This is a genomic window from Flavobacterium microcysteis, from assembly GCF_006385255.1.
GTDB classification, from domain to species: Bacteria; Bacteroidota; Bacteroidia; order Flavobacteriales; family Flavobacteriaceae; genus Flavobacterium; species Flavobacterium microcysteis.
In genome coordinates this window covers 27,429-44,351 of the sequence record NZ_VFJE01000046.1, presented here as the reverse complement: position 1 = coordinate 44,351, position 16,923 = coordinate 27,429, and the positions used below count along the sequence as shown (strand labels likewise).

Annotated in this window: 16 protein-coding genes; 6 read left to right on the top strand and 10 right to left on the bottom strand. The window is 35.9% G+C overall.

Annotated elements, in window-relative coordinates; all coding sequences use genetic code 11:
* Window positions 1-75: 75 nt before the first annotated feature.
* From FJA49_RS00700 to FJA49_RS00660, 9 genes are all read right to left on the bottom strand, one after another.
* Entirely contained in the window at window positions 76-1,611 is a 1,536-nt protein-coding gene (locus FJA49_RS00700; protein ID WP_139997812.1) for a serine hydrolase, read from the bottom strand.
* 4 nt (window positions 1,612-1,615) lie between these two features.
* Window positions 1,616-2,110: a hypothetical protein gene (locus FJA49_RS00695; protein WP_139997810.1), complete on the bottom strand. Its 495-nt coding sequence runs from the start codon at window positions 2,108-2,110 to the stop codon at window positions 1,616-1,618.
* 11 nt (window positions 2,111-2,121) lie between these two features.
* Window positions 2,122-2,907 carry a TrmH family RNA methyltransferase gene (locus tag FJA49_RS00690; RefSeq protein WP_139997808.1) on the bottom strand — a complete coding sequence of 262 codons (786 nt, stop codon included), beginning with the start codon at window positions 2,905-2,907 and terminating at the stop codon, window positions 2,122-2,124.
* Window positions 2,908-3,052: 145 nt separating this feature from the next.
* The gene (locus tag FJA49_RS00685) at window positions 3,053-4,384 is read right to left on the bottom strand and encodes a DUF58 domain-containing protein (RefSeq protein WP_139997806.1); all 1,332 of its coding nucleotides are present in this window, start codon (window positions 4,382-4,384) and stop codon (window positions 3,053-3,055) included.
* 17 nt (window positions 4,385-4,401) lie between these two features.
* Window positions 4,402-5,418: an AAA family ATPase gene (locus tag FJA49_RS00680; RefSeq protein ID WP_139997804.1), complete on the bottom strand. Its 1,017-nt coding sequence runs from the start codon at window positions 5,416-5,418 to the stop codon at window positions 4,402-4,404.
* Window positions 5,419-5,430: 12 nt separating this feature from the next.
* Window positions 5,431-6,657, bottom strand: a complete 1,227-nt coding sequence (locus FJA49_RS00675; RefSeq protein WP_139997802.1) for a DUF4350 domain-containing protein — start codon at window positions 6,655-6,657, stop codon at window positions 5,431-5,433.
* Entirely contained in the window at window positions 6,657-7,418 is a 762-nt protein-coding gene (locus FJA49_RS00670) for a DUF4129 domain-containing protein (RefSeq protein ID WP_139997860.1), read from the bottom strand. The genes FJA49_RS00675 and FJA49_RS00670 overlap by 1 nt, the downstream gene beginning before the upstream one ends.
* Complete coding sequence (locus tag FJA49_RS00665) at window positions 7,411-8,364, bottom strand: hypothetical protein (protein WP_139997800.1); 954 nt, start codon at window positions 8,362-8,364, stop codon at window positions 7,411-7,413. The genes FJA49_RS00670 and FJA49_RS00665 overlap by 8 nt, the downstream gene beginning before the upstream one ends.
* On the bottom strand, window positions 8,361-9,329 hold the full coding sequence (locus FJA49_RS00660) for a stage II sporulation protein M (RefSeq protein WP_139997798.1): 969 nt from the start codon (window positions 9,327-9,329) through the stop codon (window positions 8,361-8,363). The genes FJA49_RS00665 and FJA49_RS00660 overlap by 4 nt, the downstream gene beginning before the upstream one ends.
* 20 nt (window positions 9,330-9,349) lie before the next feature.
* Here FJA49_RS00660 and FJA49_RS00655 point away from each other — a divergent pair, with 20 nt between their 5' ends.
* Together FJA49_RS00655 and FJA49_RS00650 are read left to right on the top strand one after the other, a co-directional pair.
* Window positions 9,350-10,096, top strand: a complete 747-nt coding sequence (locus FJA49_RS00655; protein WP_139997796.1) for an RDD family protein — start codon at window positions 9,350-9,352, stop codon at window positions 10,094-10,096.
* Window positions 10,097-10,261: 165 nt separating this feature from the next.
* Complete coding sequence (locus FJA49_RS00650; protein WP_139997794.1) at window positions 10,262-10,864, top strand: trimeric intracellular cation channel family protein; 603 nt, start codon at window positions 10,262-10,264, stop codon at window positions 10,862-10,864.
* Window position 10,865: 1 nt separating this feature from the next.
* Here FJA49_RS00650 and FJA49_RS00645 read toward each other — a convergent pair whose 3' ends face one another.
* Entirely contained in the window at window positions 10,866-12,677 is a 1,812-nt protein-coding gene (locus FJA49_RS00645; RefSeq protein ID WP_233590044.1) for a T9SS type B sorting domain-containing protein, read from the bottom strand.
* Window positions 12,678-12,810: 133 nt separating this feature from the next.
* Between FJA49_RS00645 and FJA49_RS00640 the strand changes: the two genes are divergently transcribed.
* Genes FJA49_RS00640 through FJA49_RS00625 form a run of 4 tightly spaced genes read left to right on the top strand, consistent with a single transcriptional unit; the run spans window position 12,811 to window position 16,919 of the window.
* Entirely contained in the window at window positions 12,811-13,788 is a 978-nt protein-coding gene (locus FJA49_RS00640) for a GNAT family N-acetyltransferase (protein WP_139997792.1), read from the top strand.
* A complete protein-coding gene (locus tag FJA49_RS00635; protein ID WP_139997790.1) occupies window positions 13,785-14,882 on the top strand; it encodes a DegT/DnrJ/EryC1/StrS family aminotransferase in 1,098 nt (365 codons plus the stop codon). The genes FJA49_RS00640 and FJA49_RS00635 overlap by 4 nt, the downstream gene beginning before the upstream one ends.
* Window positions 14,883-16,184 (top strand): O-antigen translocase, encoded by a 1,302-nt coding sequence (locus tag FJA49_RS00630; protein WP_139997788.1) that lies wholly within the window; start codon window positions 14,883-14,885, stop codon window positions 16,182-16,184. It begins immediately after the preceding gene.
* On the top strand, window positions 16,185-16,919 hold the full coding sequence (locus FJA49_RS00625; RefSeq protein WP_139997786.1) for a glycosyltransferase: 735 nt from the start codon (window positions 16,185-16,187) through the stop codon (window positions 16,917-16,919).
* Window positions 16,920-16,923: the final 4 nt, after the last annotated feature.

The window sequence follows — 16,923 nt, the reverse complement described above, 5'->3', positions numbered from 1 at the left end:
CTCTTTGTATAAAAGCAAAAACCGCTCCAAATTGGGCGGTTTTTAAGCTTTGAAAATAGTTTCAGGCTTGTCTTTTTATTTTATTCTGAAAAAGTTAAGGTCTTGAAAATCATAGCTAAAATCTGTAGCAGGAGAAATTGGTTTCATGGTGAATTCTGCATTGTCTTTCCCGAAGAAGATATGTGCATCTGCATGAAAATAGCGATTGTCCCATTTTACTACAAAATTATTGTCTTTATAGAAGAAAACTTCGCCCTTGAGTTGCGGTGAACGTTTGGAAGCGAAATACATTTTCCCCTTTTTTTCAGTGATGCTAACTTCACCAAACCAATTGTCTTTATAGGTCCCGATATACTTTTTGGTATCGATTTTCTGGTTTTTGTTTTTTGCGACAGTTTGCCATACTTCATCTGTAATTTTGTCTGCTTTTTCTCCGCTGGCTTTTTCCCTATCGCTGAAATATTTGACATGGTCAAAAGCTTCCATTCCCAGATAGCTGTCTTTTATTGTATTGGTTATTGCAGAAAAAGCAGCACCTGATTGCTGATTCGTGAAAACAATAATTCCAAGCTGAAGCTCAGGAATCAAAGTTACTTGTGTTACGATTCCTTCCAGGCCTCCGGTATGTGAAACCTGCATTTTTCCTTTAACATCATTCAACTGCCAACCCAAACCATAGGCTTTAAAAAGCGAATTGTAAGGCGGAACCGGTCTATTAGGCATAAGTGTTTGTGGCGTCCACATTTCGAAATGCTCTTTTTCTGAGAATATCTTCTGTCCGTTGCCGTATTTTCCTTTATTCAGCTGCATGATTGCCCATTGGCTCATGTCGTTTACGCTGGAATAAATACCTGCAGCGGCATCAAACATTTGATTTTTATAGCGTGTAATAACTTTTAGCTTGCCATCAATCGGTACGTGAGGAACAATAACATTAGATGTGTCTTTTAATCTTACCCAGGAAGAAGCTGTATTGGTCATGCCAAGTGGCTTTATGATTCTGTTTTCTACAAACTCGTTCCATGTTTGCCCGCTTACTTTGTGGATTACTTCTCCGGCAATAATGTAAAGGAGATTGTCATAATCGTATTTTGTCCTGAATCCTGAAACTGGTTTGAGGTATTGGATGTTTTCAATAATATCTTCGGCCTTAAAATCTGAACCATCAGGCCAGATCATTAAATCTCCCGCACCAAGTCCAAGTCCGCTTCTGTGAGTTAGCAGGTCACGGATGGTAAATTCATTGGTAACGTATTCGTTATACATTTTGAACTCAGGAAGGTATTTGATGACTTTGTCGTCCCATTTGATTCTGCCTTCATCAACAAGCATTGCCAATGCAGCACTTGTAAACGCCTTACTGTTGGAAGCAATTCCGAATAAAGTGTTTTCATCGACTTTTTGCTTGGTGATTATTGATCTTACGCCATAACCTTTGGAATGGACAATCTTCCCGTCTTTTACTACGGCAACGGCAATACCCGGAACGTCAAATGTTTTTATGGTTTTTTCAACAACATCATCAATCTGCGTTGAGGTTAGCTGAGAATGTGCTGCGGAAAAGCACAATAAGGATGTGATTAAAAAATAATTTTTGATGTTTTTCTTCATGGTATCAATTTCTAATTTGAATGATTTTTTCGAGCTCTTCTTTGGCTTTGTTTACTTCATAATTAAATGCCAGGATTGTCATAGCATATCCAAAAACAAACATGACTAGCGGAATGAATTTTGCAAATTCAAAATTTTCTTCAGAAGTGGTGAAAAGCGCCAGAGCAATCCCTGAAAAGGCTACGATTGCGAGCCAAAAGCCAATAAAAATAGCGACTAATGGCAAAAGCTTGAAAGTTATTGTTGCTTTCGAACCCGATAGGTCTTGAGCGAGAGTTATATCAATTTTTGGAAGGAAAGAATTCCTGTAGGATATTATTCTTTGAATTTGAAATTCATTTCCGTTTGCAATTCCTTCGAATTTTTTTGAGGTAGCTGCGGGTTTCTGTCCAAATGAAAAATTCGCTTTTGGCTGTATTTCATTTTCAAGCCTTTCTTTTATTTCTGTTATGGGAAGTCTTGAGCTATATGTTATTTTTTCAAAAGGAATAAATTTCATAATTACTGTTTTTAAAATCCTCGTTGTCTTTTTGCTTCAAAAATCAAGATGGCCGCTGCAACAGAAACATTCATGGAGTCGATTGCTCCTTGCATTGGGATAATGATATTTTGAGTTGAATTGTCACGCCATTCCTGTGTCAATCCTGTTGCTTCCGTTCCCAAGACCAAAGCAGTTGGAGTAGTGTAGTCTTGAGTATGGTAGCCAGTCGAATCTTGTAAGGTAGCGCAGTAAATATTGATTTTTTTTTCTTTTAGGAAAGCAATAATCTCTTCGGTTGTTCCTGTTGCAATTTGGTTTGTAAACAGGCAGCCAACACTGGAACGTACGATATTAGGATTGTATAAGTCACTTTTTGGGTTGGCAATGATTACGGCATCCATCTTTGCAGCATCAGCTGTTCTTAGCATGGCACCAATGTTTCCAGGTTTTTCAGGAGATTCAGCAACCAAAACCAACGGATTTTTGCCAAGATTCAATTCTGAAAGGGAAAGATTTTTAGATTTTGCCACAGCCAATATACCTTCTGTAGTATCACGATAGGCCAGTTTCTGGTATACGTCTTTGCTGATTTCAATTAATTCTGCAGAACCGGAAAGCTTTTTGGTATCGTTTTCGGAACTGATTTCAGGCAGGAATAAAATAGTTTCGATTTCATAACCGCCTTTTAGAGCCAGTTCAATTTCTCTGTGGCCTTCAATTAAAAATGTTCCAGTCTGTTTTCGGGCTTTGGATTTTTCCTGAAGCAGTACTAGCGATTTGATAAATGGATTCTGAACTGAAGTGATTTGTTTCAAGATTCTGATTTCTGTATTTCTAAGCTGCTAAGGTACTAAATCATAAACCATAAATCAAAAATCAAAAATCTAAAGTCAAAAGTCAAAAGTTTAAAGTCAAAAGTCCTAAATCACAAATCTAAAATCAGAAATCAAAAATCCCAAATCAAAGTATTCCCCTTGCCTTAATCTCCAAATATTTATTAATCGTATCCAAAGTCAGGTTTTCAGGTTGTGTCAATACAGAATGGATTCCGTATTTTTTGAGTTCATTTACAATCAATCTCTTTTCGAATGCAAATTTCTCAGCAATAACCTTGTCGTATACTTCCTGAACAGTAATGGCTTTTGAATTGATAATATCGTTTAGTTCCGTGTTTTGGAAAAATACAACGACAAGCAAATGGCTTTTTGCAATTGCTTTCAGGTAAGGAAGCTGTCGGTGCAGGCTGTCTAGCGTTTCAAAATTAGTATACAGGATAATCAAGCTCCTGTGGTTGATGTTTTTCTTTATATCGACATACAATCGGCTGTAATCGCTTTCAAAAAAGTCTGTCTTGATGTTGTAAAGGCTTTCCAAAATCTGGTGCATTTGTGAAGAACGCCTTTCTGCAGCAACACGGTTTTCTACTTTTTTAGAAAAGGTGAACATACCGGCTTTATCCTGTTTTTTTAAGATCACATTCGATAAGACCAAGGTTGCATTTATGGCATAATCCAGCAGACTTAATCCGTTAAAAGGCATCTTCATAACTCGCCCTTTATCAATAGCCATGTAAATAGATTGTGATCTTTCGTCCTGAAACTGATTGACCATCAATGCATTTTTCTTGGCAGTCGCTTTCCAGTTCAATGTACGGATATCATCGCCCTGTACGTATTCTTTAATCTGCTCGAATTCCATAGTATGGCCAATTCTCCTTATTTTCTTTACGCCATATTGGAATAAGTTGTTGGAAAAAGCCATCAGGTCATATTTTCTCAACTGTATATAGGAAGGATAGGTTGGAATCATTTGGTTTTTGTTAAATGTAAACCTTCTGGAAACCAGCCTTAGGGGTGTCATGGCATAAACATTCAGATTTCCAAAGACATATTCGCCTCTCGAAGTCGGGCGTAAGTAGTATTGGATGTCATCTTGCGAAGATGCCTTGATTTTTCTTTTTATTTCAAAATTACGAATCTGAAACTGTTCTGGAATTTCGTCTATGATTTTTACGCCAATAGGAAAGGTGTAATAGTTTTTAATATTAATTCCTATAGGATTCTCATCTCCGTTTGACAATTTTTCGGGTGCAATACGAGTTCCCTCAATCCCGTTTTTGGCACTAAACAAAATCAATATGTCAAGAACTAAAAAAGCCAAAAGCATCAGCAATACATAACCTGCAGCGTTGTAAAGTGCCGGAAAAATAAAGGCAACGCAATACAAGAATGCCACGCCAAGCAGCGCGTAAAAAAAGAAATTGTTGATGTATAATTTTTTGAGCAGTTTCAACGGGCGTAACTTTTAGATTATCTAGGAATTTCGATAGTTTCGATGATTTGTTTGATGATTTCTGTACTGGTAATGCCTTCCATTTCACGTTCTGGAGTTACGATAACCCTATGCTGTAATACCGGAATTGCAGCTTCTTTGATATCTTCTGGTGTTACGAAATCTCTTCCACGGATTGCAGCATATCCTTTTGCAGCATTTAAGATGGCGATAGAGGCACGAGGTGAAGCACCTAAGTATAAGAAAGCATTTTCACGTGTATTGATTACCAGTTTGGCAATGTATTCCAAAAGCTGAGGTTCTACGATAATTTGCTTTACCAGCGATTGGTATTTCTGGATTTCATCAGAAGTCAGTACAGTATGGATATTGTCTAGCTTTCCGTGATTTTGTAATTGATGTTCTTTCTGGATAATAAGAATCTCTTCATCCAGTTTTGGATAATCAATATTGATTTTGAACAAGAATCGGTCTAATTGAGCTTCTGGCAGGCGGTAGGTTCCTTCCTGTTCAATAGGGTTTTGGGTTGCAATTACTAAAAATGGAGCATCCATTTCGTAAGTAACCCCGTCCATTGTAATCTGGCGCTCTTCCATAACTTCAAACAAAGCAGCTTGAGTTTTGGCAGGAGCTCGGTTGATTTCGTCAATCAAAACCAAGTTAGAGAAAACAGGTCCTTTTTTGAATTCAAATTCTGATTTTTTTAGATCGTATACTGAAGTTCCCAATATATCTGATGGCATAAGGTCAGGAGTAAACTGAATCCTGCTGAATCCGATATTTAAGGTTTTGGCGACTAATTTTGCAGTAATTGTTTTGGCAACACCAGGAACACCTTCCAGCAAAACATGACCATTGGAAAGAATGGCAACCAGAAGCTGGTCGATCATTTTGTGCTGTCCTACAATAACACCGCTAATTTCAGACCTGATTTTTTCGATGCTTTCTTGCAGTTGGCTCAAATCAATTCGGGATTGAAAATTTACATTCTCAATTGGATTTTCATTTGGATTGTGTGCTATATTTTCTTCCATTTTATAATTGGATTATGTTTCTTGACTGTTTTTTTCTTTTTCGAGGACTTTCTCAATGGCTGTATTTATGGCTATCAGGTCGCTTTCAATACTTTGATGATAGCTTTTTCTGCGTTCATTGATGAGATGAATAACTCTGCGTATGTCTTCTGGTTTTTTGCCGGATTTCTGTTGTAGCTTTTTTTCAAAGTTATCATCGAGTACTGTCGTATCCAGCAAATAATCGTTTCTTATTTTTTCAAGGAAATATATGATTTTCTTTTCAATTATGTTGTCATGGTTCCCTTCCTGAAAGTATAAATTCCCGATTGTCTTCGTAAAATCGACAGTAGTATTTTCTAAAGGTTTTATGATAGGGACAATTCGTTGTTTTCTTTTTGCATTGAATATGAAAAAAACAAGTGTGCCTATCAAGAATATATACCATGCCGCTTTTAATGCAGGCTGGCTCAAGAAATAACGCATAGGCGAATTCGACAGAATCTCTCCAGACTGGTTTTTCAGAAGCCAGAATATTTCTCCTTCCGTATAGCTTAAGACTTTGGCTGTATATTCAGGACCATTGCCCTTTAAAAGATGGTAATTAGTAAATACGGTTGGTTGCGTATGCAGGTAAAATTCTCCTTTGCCGTAGGGAACTTTTATGAAATTGACCAGTTTTTCTTTTGAATTTTCATGATAGCCAAGAACTGTCGTTTTTAAAGTATCAATTTTTTCAAAGTATGAATTTCCGGCACCCACAGAGATGTCGTATTTTTTCTTGCCAAGATGCGGATTGGCTAGCATGGTAAAAATAGAATCTTTGCCAAGCCCCATGAATTTCATAGTATAGGAGAATTTTAAGCTGTCCTTCAATTTACTAGGAAAGGATTTCGCACTAATAAAAACCTTATTTCCATGTTGGGCAAAGTACAAAAGTTCCTGTGCCGATTCTTCATCAATCAGGCATTGGTCTGAAATTGACAGTATGGTTCCACGCACCGTATACGTATTTACGAGGCTATCGTAATCGTATTTTGGTTCAAAATATTGATAGGCAGTCTGCGTGATTCTATTCACTTTTTGCCCAAATAGGTCGGGAGCTTCTTTGTTAAAGACATACATCCCGAAAGGAATCTTGTCTGTAATGTCGTACGTTGGTGACCAATTCATAGGTTTTGGACGGACTACATCAATAAAAACAATGCCTACCAAAAGCAGTACCAAAAAAGCGATGTATATTTTGATAGTCTTGTTCATTATAAAGTCTTGATTGTTTTTTCAAACGATTGTATTGCTTTGGAAAGTGTTTCTTCCTCAAGCTCAAATTCTCCATACCAGATATAGTTGTAGAGGTAGGAAAGATAAGCAAAGTCGTTCCTCAGCTTTTCGTTTTTTATTTCATAGAGATAATCAGAGTTTGTTTTTTCGGTATCCCATTCGATAATTTCTTTTGCAGCTAGTTTTTTTAGAAGCCACAAATAATAGTAGCGTATAACCAAACGGCTTTCACCCGTTTTTACAGCTTCTTTAATCAGTTTTTCAAAATCTACCAGATGAAGGTTCTTTTCAATTTCATCGTAATGAATGACTTTTTTGTCGGATGGTTTTCCAAATACCCATCGTCCTTCGTCATTCATGATTGCTTTTACTATAAGGTAAATCACGATCAGAATGATAATGACGGCTAAGATTTTTAAAATCAACTCAATAGCTGTTTTAGAGGCTCCCTCATTGCCAATACTGAAAATTTTATTATACCAATAGGCGAGCCATTCCTTAAAACGTTCCCATGCACTTTTTTCTTTGACTTTGGTTTCATAATTAAAGTCAGGATCGTTGTATTTTTTTTTATAATCGGGAAACGAAAGGCTTTTTATTTTAGTAGTGTCAATAAGAATGTCTTTCTCGGAAAATTTTTGGGCTACAACAGTTGTATCCGTTTTGTTAACCGAAAGAGAGTCCTGTCCGAAAGCATTCAGGCAGAAGAAAAATAAAAATATGTAGAATAGCTTATTCAAAATTTGTTCCGATACTGTCAATTTCACCAAAAGTAGCTTTGTTCTCATCATGCTCTTTTCGGCTATAATAGATCATACCTTGGTTTACGATTAATAAGTTGTTCAATATATAATTGGCTAAAATTACGGTTACGAATACGACAGACATCAAAACACCAAAAGTGGATAAGGCATCCTGGGATGGCCCGGTTGTACGATCTCCAATGGATGTAAAAAGCATGACCATAGCAATCACATAAGGAATCATTGAAAATAGGGTTAATACGACTTGAATAATCATATACATGAGCATAGTAACCCCAACAATTGGCCAAAACTGCTTTTTTAGATAACCTGCTGCATTGCCAAGTGATGTAAAATAACCATTCTCGGTTGTCAGATAGTCATAGAACATTAATGTAATCAGAGAGAAAATAGTAGGAATGGTAATCATGATCAATGGAATCCCGATAATAATAAATGAAAGAAGTATCAGGACTGTGAATAAGATAGCTATTGCAGGAATTATCACAAACAGTGAAATAATAAAAAATAAAAAGATCTTACCCATTTTGGCTTTCAGACCGCTTATTATTTCCCTGGTGTCAAAATTGCTTCCTTGGAACTGGTCGTATTTGTCAAGATAAATAATAGGATAAGCAAAATTCAGGAGTGTAAGAAAAAGGGACAATACAACGAATCCAATAAGCGAAGCAATAAAACCCCCTAAATTTTCATTAAAAAGCTCTTCCACAAAATTATATCCCGGATTGGTCTGATCTAGTGTAGAAAAAATAGCTTCAAAATAAATTTTCGAAAGAAAATAAATAAAAACGACCAGCAGCAACAGGAAAATTCCATTGATGACAAAATAGTTTTTTATGAAATGCTTTCCGTCTTTTTTGAAAAAAGAGAAAGTGTCATTAAGGTAGTCGTTAAAATTTCTTTTCTTGAATAAAGCGATCATTTGGCGGATTGTATTTTTTTATTGACTATAAAAGGAAAGATCAAGAAATAAAAGGAAATTAAAGACAGGGTAGACAAGATGATTAATACGTTTAGCCAATTAGGCATTTCGAGGGAATAGCGGGTTACAAAACCTTCCAAAATTCCGGCAGCAATAGTAAAAGGCATTGTTCCTAATACTATTTTAAAGCTGTTTTTAAAACCTATTTTAAAAGAAGCCATTCTGGAATAGGTTTTTGGAAACAATAGGGAAGCACCTAAAATAAAACCTGCTGCGGCTTCTATAACAATGGCAAAAATTTCCATAGAACCGTGAATCCATATCCCTTGCACACTTTCCCAAAAGACGCCCTGCTCATAGAAGAAATATTGAATAGCACCCAGCATGATGCAGTTTCGAATCAACACATAAAATGTCCCAATTCCAGCAAAGATGCCAAATATAAAAGAGATGAGCCCAACATATAAATTGTTTAATGTGATTCCAATAGTCATGCCCCAATTGCTTCCGCTTTTGTATACGGCTACAGGATTACCATCTTTGATATTCTCCAAGGTCATATTGATATATTCGTCACCCATAATCAGCCGTGCAAAATCGGGATCATATTTTGCCGAAACAACTCCAATGGTTGTTGTCATGAAAAATAGGAGGAACGCATATAACACATACCTTCGGTATTGGTACACGATTAGCGGTACTTCTATAGAAAAGAAATATACAAACCAGTTGGTTTCGGTTCTTTTGGTCTTGTAAATTTTTTGGTAAATCTGTGCAGCGAGATAGTTGAGATAGACAACTGTCTTGCTTTTAGGGTAATAAGTCTGTGCATACGACAAATCGTTGACCAAATGTATATACAAACTGGCCATTTCATCAGGATTTTTTTTAGCTTTACCGAAAATTGCTTGTTCGAAGTCAAGCCATTTTTCTTTATTTTGCTTTATGAATGCAACTTCTCTCATTGGAAGCTAAAATATAAAATATGACACAATTATCTATAAATACGACTCAAAATGTCAATATTAATTTTACGGCAGCTACTATAGGTGATAGGATTTTGGCGTATATGCTTGATTTTCTGGTTAAAGCGGCTTATGTAATTGTTGTCTATTATATCTTCTTTTATGCCTTGGGAATCAACAAGCTCATGGGTAGGATGAATGATAAGTGGTCAGAAGCTTCAATACAAATTATGTTTTACTTGCCGGTCATTTTTTATTCGCTTATTCTAGAAAGTTTGCTTGAAGGACAGACATTAGGCAAGAGACTGCTTAAAATTAAGGTAGTTAAAATAGACGGTTATCAGGCCTCTTTTGGAGACTATATCATGAGGTGGATTTTTAGGATTGTAGATGTCAATCTTAGTAGCGGTATTATAGGATTGGTTAGCATTATTGCAAGTGAAAAATCACAAAGATTAGGGGATATGGCAGCGGGTACTTCAGTCATTTCGTTAAAAAACAATATCAATATCAGTCATACCATTTTAGAGGAAATCGATGTGAATTATGTGCCTACTTATCCTTTGGTTATAAAGCTAAGTGACAATGATGCCAGAATTATCAAAGAAACTTTCAATAATGCGAGGACAAATAGAGATTACCAGATGATTTCGAAGTTAAAGACAAAAATTGAAGATGTCACAGGAATCAGGAGCCAATCAGGTAATGAGGAAGATTTCATCAGGACCATTTTGAAAGATTACAATTATTATACACAGAAAATGTAATCGAAAGACAGTTTATAGTTGATAGTGGAGAGTTTATAGTTGATAGATGATAGTGGGTAGTTGATAGTTAAAAGCCAGAAATCATAAGTCTAAAATCATAAATCCCAAATCATAAATCCCAAATCCTAAATCCAAAATCACAAATCAAAAATCCCCAAACCCAATATGTTTTATCTTTTAGATATAATCGGAACTATGGCTTTTGCGCTTTCTGGCGCTTTAACAGCAATGAATAAAAGGCTGGATCCTTTTGGTGTTTTTATTATTGCCTTTGTAACAGCTGTAGGTGGCGGAACGCTGAGAGACACGTTAATTGGCCGTACACCTGTGGGATGGATGCGTGATTTGAACTATGTTTACTTTATCATAGCAGGTTATTTTCTTGCTATCATTTTCAGAAAGAAACTCGACAGGCTCAGAACTTCATTGTTTCTGTTTGATACGATAGGCTTGGGCGTTTTTACATTGATTGGTCTTGAAAAAGGAATGGATACCAATCTTCATCCCATTATTTGTATTGCTTTGGGTACAATGACAGCTTGTTTTGGAGGTGTGACCAGAGACATTCTCTGCAACGAAATTCCCGTAATCTTCAGAAGAGAAATTTATGCTACGATCTGTATTATTGGTGGAATTGTATTCTTTATCCTAAAACGCTGGAATCTGGATAATGACATTCTTTATTTAATAACTTCCTGCGTGATGATTTCCCTCCGACTTCTGGCTGTGAAATTCAAGTGGTACCTTCCAGCGTTGAAACAAGACTAAATTATCGGGTCAGGTATACATAACCTGTCAGTGGTGTTTTATAATCAGGATCGTTGAGGTCAAGTATATAATAATAAGTACCATCCGGAAGATTATTCCCGTTAAATTCTATGCCTTTGGTTGCCTGGCCCCGCCAGTTCTCAGTATTGTTATTTCCCGTCCATACCAAAGTGCCCCAACGGTTGTAAATGGAAAGCTGGAAGTTTACAAAAATATCTCTTAGTCCTCTTATAAAGAAAAAATCATTCCATCCGTCTTCATTAGCCGTTACGGCGTTATATACTATTGGCGGACAGTTTTTAGTGTCCAGGAAAAAAGAAGTAATGCTATAGCAGTTCTCATCTTCTATTCTTACGAAAATCTCTTTTGGTGTGGTAGAAGCGATGTAACGGTTTGTATTCAGGATTGGATTTTGGTTTGCCTGGGCTTCTTCCTGGGAATTAAAAAAATGAACAACGTGGTCTGGGTCAACTTTTACAATTTCTTCATAATCTGAAAAATCAAAAGTGCCTTTTTTTAGTCCCTCATTACAGGCGATGATTTTGTCCAGCAGATTAAATTCTGGCGAAACCAATAAAGAAACAGAAACAGAAAAGATATTATTCGTTTCATCTAATTCCGTTACGATTCCGGTACCGTTTCCAGTATCATCCACCACAAATTTTAAGATAAAATCATTTGGAATCTCATCCGGTATCGTCAGATGGATAATATCGCTATAGCTACCGCCAATAGGAATTGGAGGTACGGTCAATGTTTGTTCAATCAATGTTCCATCAGCATAGATTGCAATTGGGACTTCGGCTCTTAGAGGATTTGTACTGTCAAGATTGTATACAGTATAATCAACAATAATCCGTCGTGAATTACATTCTAAATCTACATTGTCTATTGAAATTGTGGCATCAGGAAGTTGGTTATTTAGTTTGGTAAGTACCGTACTGATCATTACAAAATCCTGTTCTGATGTGAGCTGGATTTCTACAGATTCATCATGGATTTGGATGTAATTCTGTATATCATATACATCCAGATCCATATTATACAGCGTTCTGGAATTGGTAAATGAATTGGTGCCGTTAAAAGCATTGTTGGGCGGGTTTAAGGCATTACTCAGAATGTGTCCGTTAATCTTTAATGATTCTGTAAATCCTGGATTTGGCAGATTCACATCACCTTCCCAAGCAATAAATCCTATTTTGGAACCAACATTGTCAATTACATTTAAGCTACTCAATGTCAATGTCAGGTGATTCTGTGTTCTTGAAACGCCCTGAAGTCCATCGTATATATTAATCTGATTCAATGGAAGATTTTCATTCTTGTAAATGATTACAATAGCCCAGCCTGCAAAATTGGTACGATTGTTACAATAGTGGTTCGCATCTAAAAAACGAGAAACATCTAGATCGGATAGCGTATAATTTCCATTTCCTGTAGCGAGTATTTGAGTGGTAACATCTGTAAAAGCACAGAAATAATCAAGATCGTTTTGGAAGAATGCAAAATTCCTTTCGGAAGCGATAGGAACACCGTTTAATACTACATTTAGATCACCAGTTCCTGAGCCTGCCCAATACAGATAGGCTTTTTCAATCTCATCTGCAGCTCCCAGATTTAAGGAGGCGGAAGAAGCTGTTGTGATGGTACAAAAATTATTGAGGTTGTTTTCGGAAGTGTTTAAGGTGTTTCCAACGATAGTAAAATCGTAACGCCCGTTAAATTGCCGAAATAAAGCTACGTCTTGTGCAAAAGCAGCACAAGAAAAAAAGAAAAGGACAACAAAATTTCTAATTTGTAGTTTTAGATTCACCCGATAATCAATTGAAAGATATAAAGATACTATTTATTTACAATAGAGTATGTTAACAAAATGAAATTAGCATTATGGAATGGCCTAATCATATTCAAAAAATTAGTACTTTTCCAAAGCATAAAAATAAGCTGTGAGAAACTATACTGTCAGGAAATATAGAGCTGAAGACTATCAGGATTGGAATGCTTTTATTGCTAAAGCCAAGAATGCTACCTTTTTATTTCATAGAGATTTTATGGAATACCATAGCGACAGGTTCCATGATTATTCCTTGATAGTTTTGGATGGCGAGACTTGGATTGCTGTTTTACCAGCAAATGTAGTTGGAGATATTGTTTTTTCACATCAGGGTCTGACCTATGGAGGTGTTGTATGTGATGTAAAATTGAAGCAATCAATGATGCTTTTGATTGTCAAAAACGTATTGCAATATCTTGAAGCCAATGGAATCCAGAAGCTTCATTTTAAAATGATGCCGTCTATTTATTTTGATTATCCGTCAGACGAACTCAATTATGCTTTGTTTTTGACGGATGCAAAATTAATGCGAAGAGATGCTTTGTCTGTTATTGATAATTCCAGACCACATAAGATTTCCCGGGCCAGAAGAGCTTGCGTACGCAGAGGCCAACAATTAGGTCTCGTTTTAAAAGAAGAACCTAATTTTAGGCTATTCTGGGATGAAATCCTGATTCCGAATATTTCTGCAAAACACGATGCCAAACCGGTGCATACCGTTGAAGAAATTGAAAAGCTACATCGGTTATTCCCTGAAAATATTCGGCATTTTAATGTGTATTTTGAAGGCAAGATTGTTGCCGGAACAACCATTTTTATTTCCAAAAATGTAGCCCATCCCCAATATGTATCGGGTCAAAATGAAAAAAACGAATTGGGTTCGCTCGATTTTCTGTATAGTCACTTGATTCTTGAAGTATTTAAGGATAAAAGATTCTTTGATTTTGGAATTTCAAACGAAGAAAATGGACGAAAGCTCAACGAGGGACTTATTTTCTGGAAGGAAAGTTTTGGAGCAAGGACACTCACGCAAGATTTTTATGAAATCGCCACTTCCAATTATGATAAGCTAGAAAATGTTTTGATATGATAAAATTTCTGGATTTAAAAAAAATAAATCAGCCTTATGAGAAGGCTTTCCAAGACAGGTTAAAAACTATCATGGACAAAGGCTGGTATATTTTAGGTGATGAAATTAAGGCATTTGAAGCTGATTTTGCCCACTATTGCGGTACAAAATATTGCATCGGAGTTGGAAACGGATTGGATGCTTTGGTGCTGATTCTTAAAGCTTACATCCAATTAGGGAAAATCCAAAAAGGAGATGAGATTATCATCCCTGCCAATACATACATCGCCAGTATTTTGGCCGTACTTCAAGCCGACTTAGTGCCTGTGCTTGTGGAACCTAATCTGGAAACCTATAATCTTGATCCTGAAGCCATCGAAAAAGCCATTACGCCTAAAACGAAGGCGATTCTGCCAGTACATCTTTACGGGCAATTGGCTCCGATGAGAGAAATTAATGCGATAGCAAAACAAAATAATTTGCTTGTAATTGAAGACGCCGCACAAAGTCATGGTGCAGTCTTGGATTCAAAAAAAGCAGGAAACTGGGGTGATGCAGCAGGATTTAGCTTTTATCCTGGAAAAAACTTAGGCGCTTTAGGTGATGCAGGCGCCATCACAACAAACGATGATGCGCTGGCAAAAATGATTTTTTCAATTCGGAATTACGGTTCCGAAAAAAAATATGTCCATGACTATATTGGCATAAACTCTCGTTTGGATGAACTACAGGCAGCTTTCCTAAGCGTAAAATTGCCCAATCTGGATGCAGAAAACGGACTAAGAAAGAAAGTAGCAGAACGTTATCTGGCAGAAATCAAAAACGATAAAGTAAAACTGCCTTTTTTTGACGGTTCGCAAAATCATGTTTTCCATCTTTTTGTAGTCAGGACAGAGCATAGAGAAGAATTTCAGGGTTATCTGTCTGCAAATGATATCCAAACCTTGATTCATTATCCAACGCCACCACACCAGCAAAAAGCGCTTTCTTATATGAGTAATTTGTCATTCCCGATCACGGAAAAAATCCATCGAGAGGTTTTGAGCTTGCCTATAAGCCCAGTCATGACAGACGAAGAAATAGGATATGTAATCGAAATAATTAATAAATTCTAATTGGTTTCTATAAAAAAAATAGTAGAATCCTCGCTATTCAAGGTGACTTCTTTGAACAGTGTCAGTGTTGTCATAAAACTTCTGATTGGCATATTGTCTTCAAAGGTGATTGCTATTTTTTTAGGAGCTCCGGGTATGGCTCTTGTTGGAAACATGCGAAACTTCTTTTCTTCAGTAGAAACCGTAACTACATTAGGTTTTCAAAACGGAATCGTAAAGTATACAGCTGAAAATAAAGATGATGAAACCCACTTAAAAAAAGTAATTTCTACGATTTTTATAACCCTGCTGTGTTCTTCTATACTATTTGCTCTGATTCTTTTTGCCTTTAGTGAATTTTGGAGCAATCAGGTTTTTGGAGATCATAATAATTATGGTTTTGTCATTTCAATTTTGGCGATTTCTATCCCATTTTATGTGATGAATGTTTTTTTAACAAGCGTTTTGAATGGTTTCGGAAAATTTCATAAAGTAATCTATATTACTATTTTCGGAAATATAATCGGATTATTGGTTTCAGTTATTTTGATATGGAAGCTTGATATTGCTGGAGCTTTGATTTCTATTGCCGCCACACCTGCGTTGCTTTTGATAGTTACCTATTTATATTTCAGGTCGCTAATGAATATGCGGGAATATATCCATTTCCGGTACTTTAATTTTGCCGTCATCAGAAATCTATCTTCATTTTCACTGATGGCCTTTGTGTCAGGATTCTTTGGCCCGTTGGTTTATCTGACTATACGAAATAATGTCATTGAAAAATTAGGAGAAGAACAAGCCGGATATTGGTCGGCAATGGAAAGGATTTCTTCCAACTACCTACTGTTTATTTCTACTTTGCTTACGGTTTATTTCCTTCCAAAACTTATCTTGGCAACTACCAGTCAGCAGACAAAGGATGTCTTTTATAGTTATTACAAAAAGATTTTACCACTTTTTATTTTTGCTATTGTGATCATCTATATACTGAAAGGATTTATTGTAAGATTCCTGTTTACAAAAGAATTTTTACCGGTTGAAGAGCTGTTTCAATGGCAATTGATTGGCGATATATTTAAAGTGGCTTCGCTAATTCTTGGCTTTGAATTTTTTGCAAAAAAAATGACATTGGCTTTTATCGTTACAGAACTCATATCTTTAGGGATTTTATATGCTTCCAGCATGTTTTTTATAGATTTATATGGCATTGAAGGTATTGTTATGGCCCATGCTTTTACCCATGCATTTTATCTTTTGATGTTGGTAATTTATTTTAAAAATAAACTAAAGCCTACCGGCATGCTATCTAAACAAAACTAAATGAACCAGGCTCTTTTTATCATACCATTTTATAATGAAGGAAAAAGAATTTCTTTTGATGAATATCGGCAAATTATCGATGATTCAAAAGAAATAGATTTTTTATTGGTGAATGATGGAAGTTCAGATGATACATTGAGTGTTTTAAATAAACTTTCTGATGATTTAAAAAATTGCTCAGTTTATGATTTATCTCAAAATTCAGGTAAAGCTGAAGCAATAAGACAAGGAATACTGCATAGTCAAAAAGAATACGAATATATTGGTTATCTCGATGCCGATTTTTCGACACCAGTCTCTGAAATGGTAAAACTATTGGAGTATGCGAAAAAAAACAGGCATTTAAATATTATCTTAGGAAGTAGGGTAAAGCTTCTCGGAAACCAGGTTGTAAGATCGCAGAGGAGGCATTATTTCGGAAGGATCTTTGCTACCATCATCAGTAAAATGATTTTGCGTGCTCCGGTTTACGATACGCAATGTGGTGCAAAAATTATAAAAACCAACATAGCAAAGAAATTATTTGAAAAGCCATTTTTAACCCGATGGATTTTTGATGTTGAAATGTTATTGAGGTATAAAATTAATTATCCCGATTTTTTAATAGCGGTTAAAGAATTTCCATTAGAAACCTGGATAGAAAAAGGGAATACCTCTATAAAACTGAAAGAGTTTTTAATTTTTCCTTTTCAAATTCTGAAAATATATTTCCATTACGATAAAAGAAAAGAGTAATTTT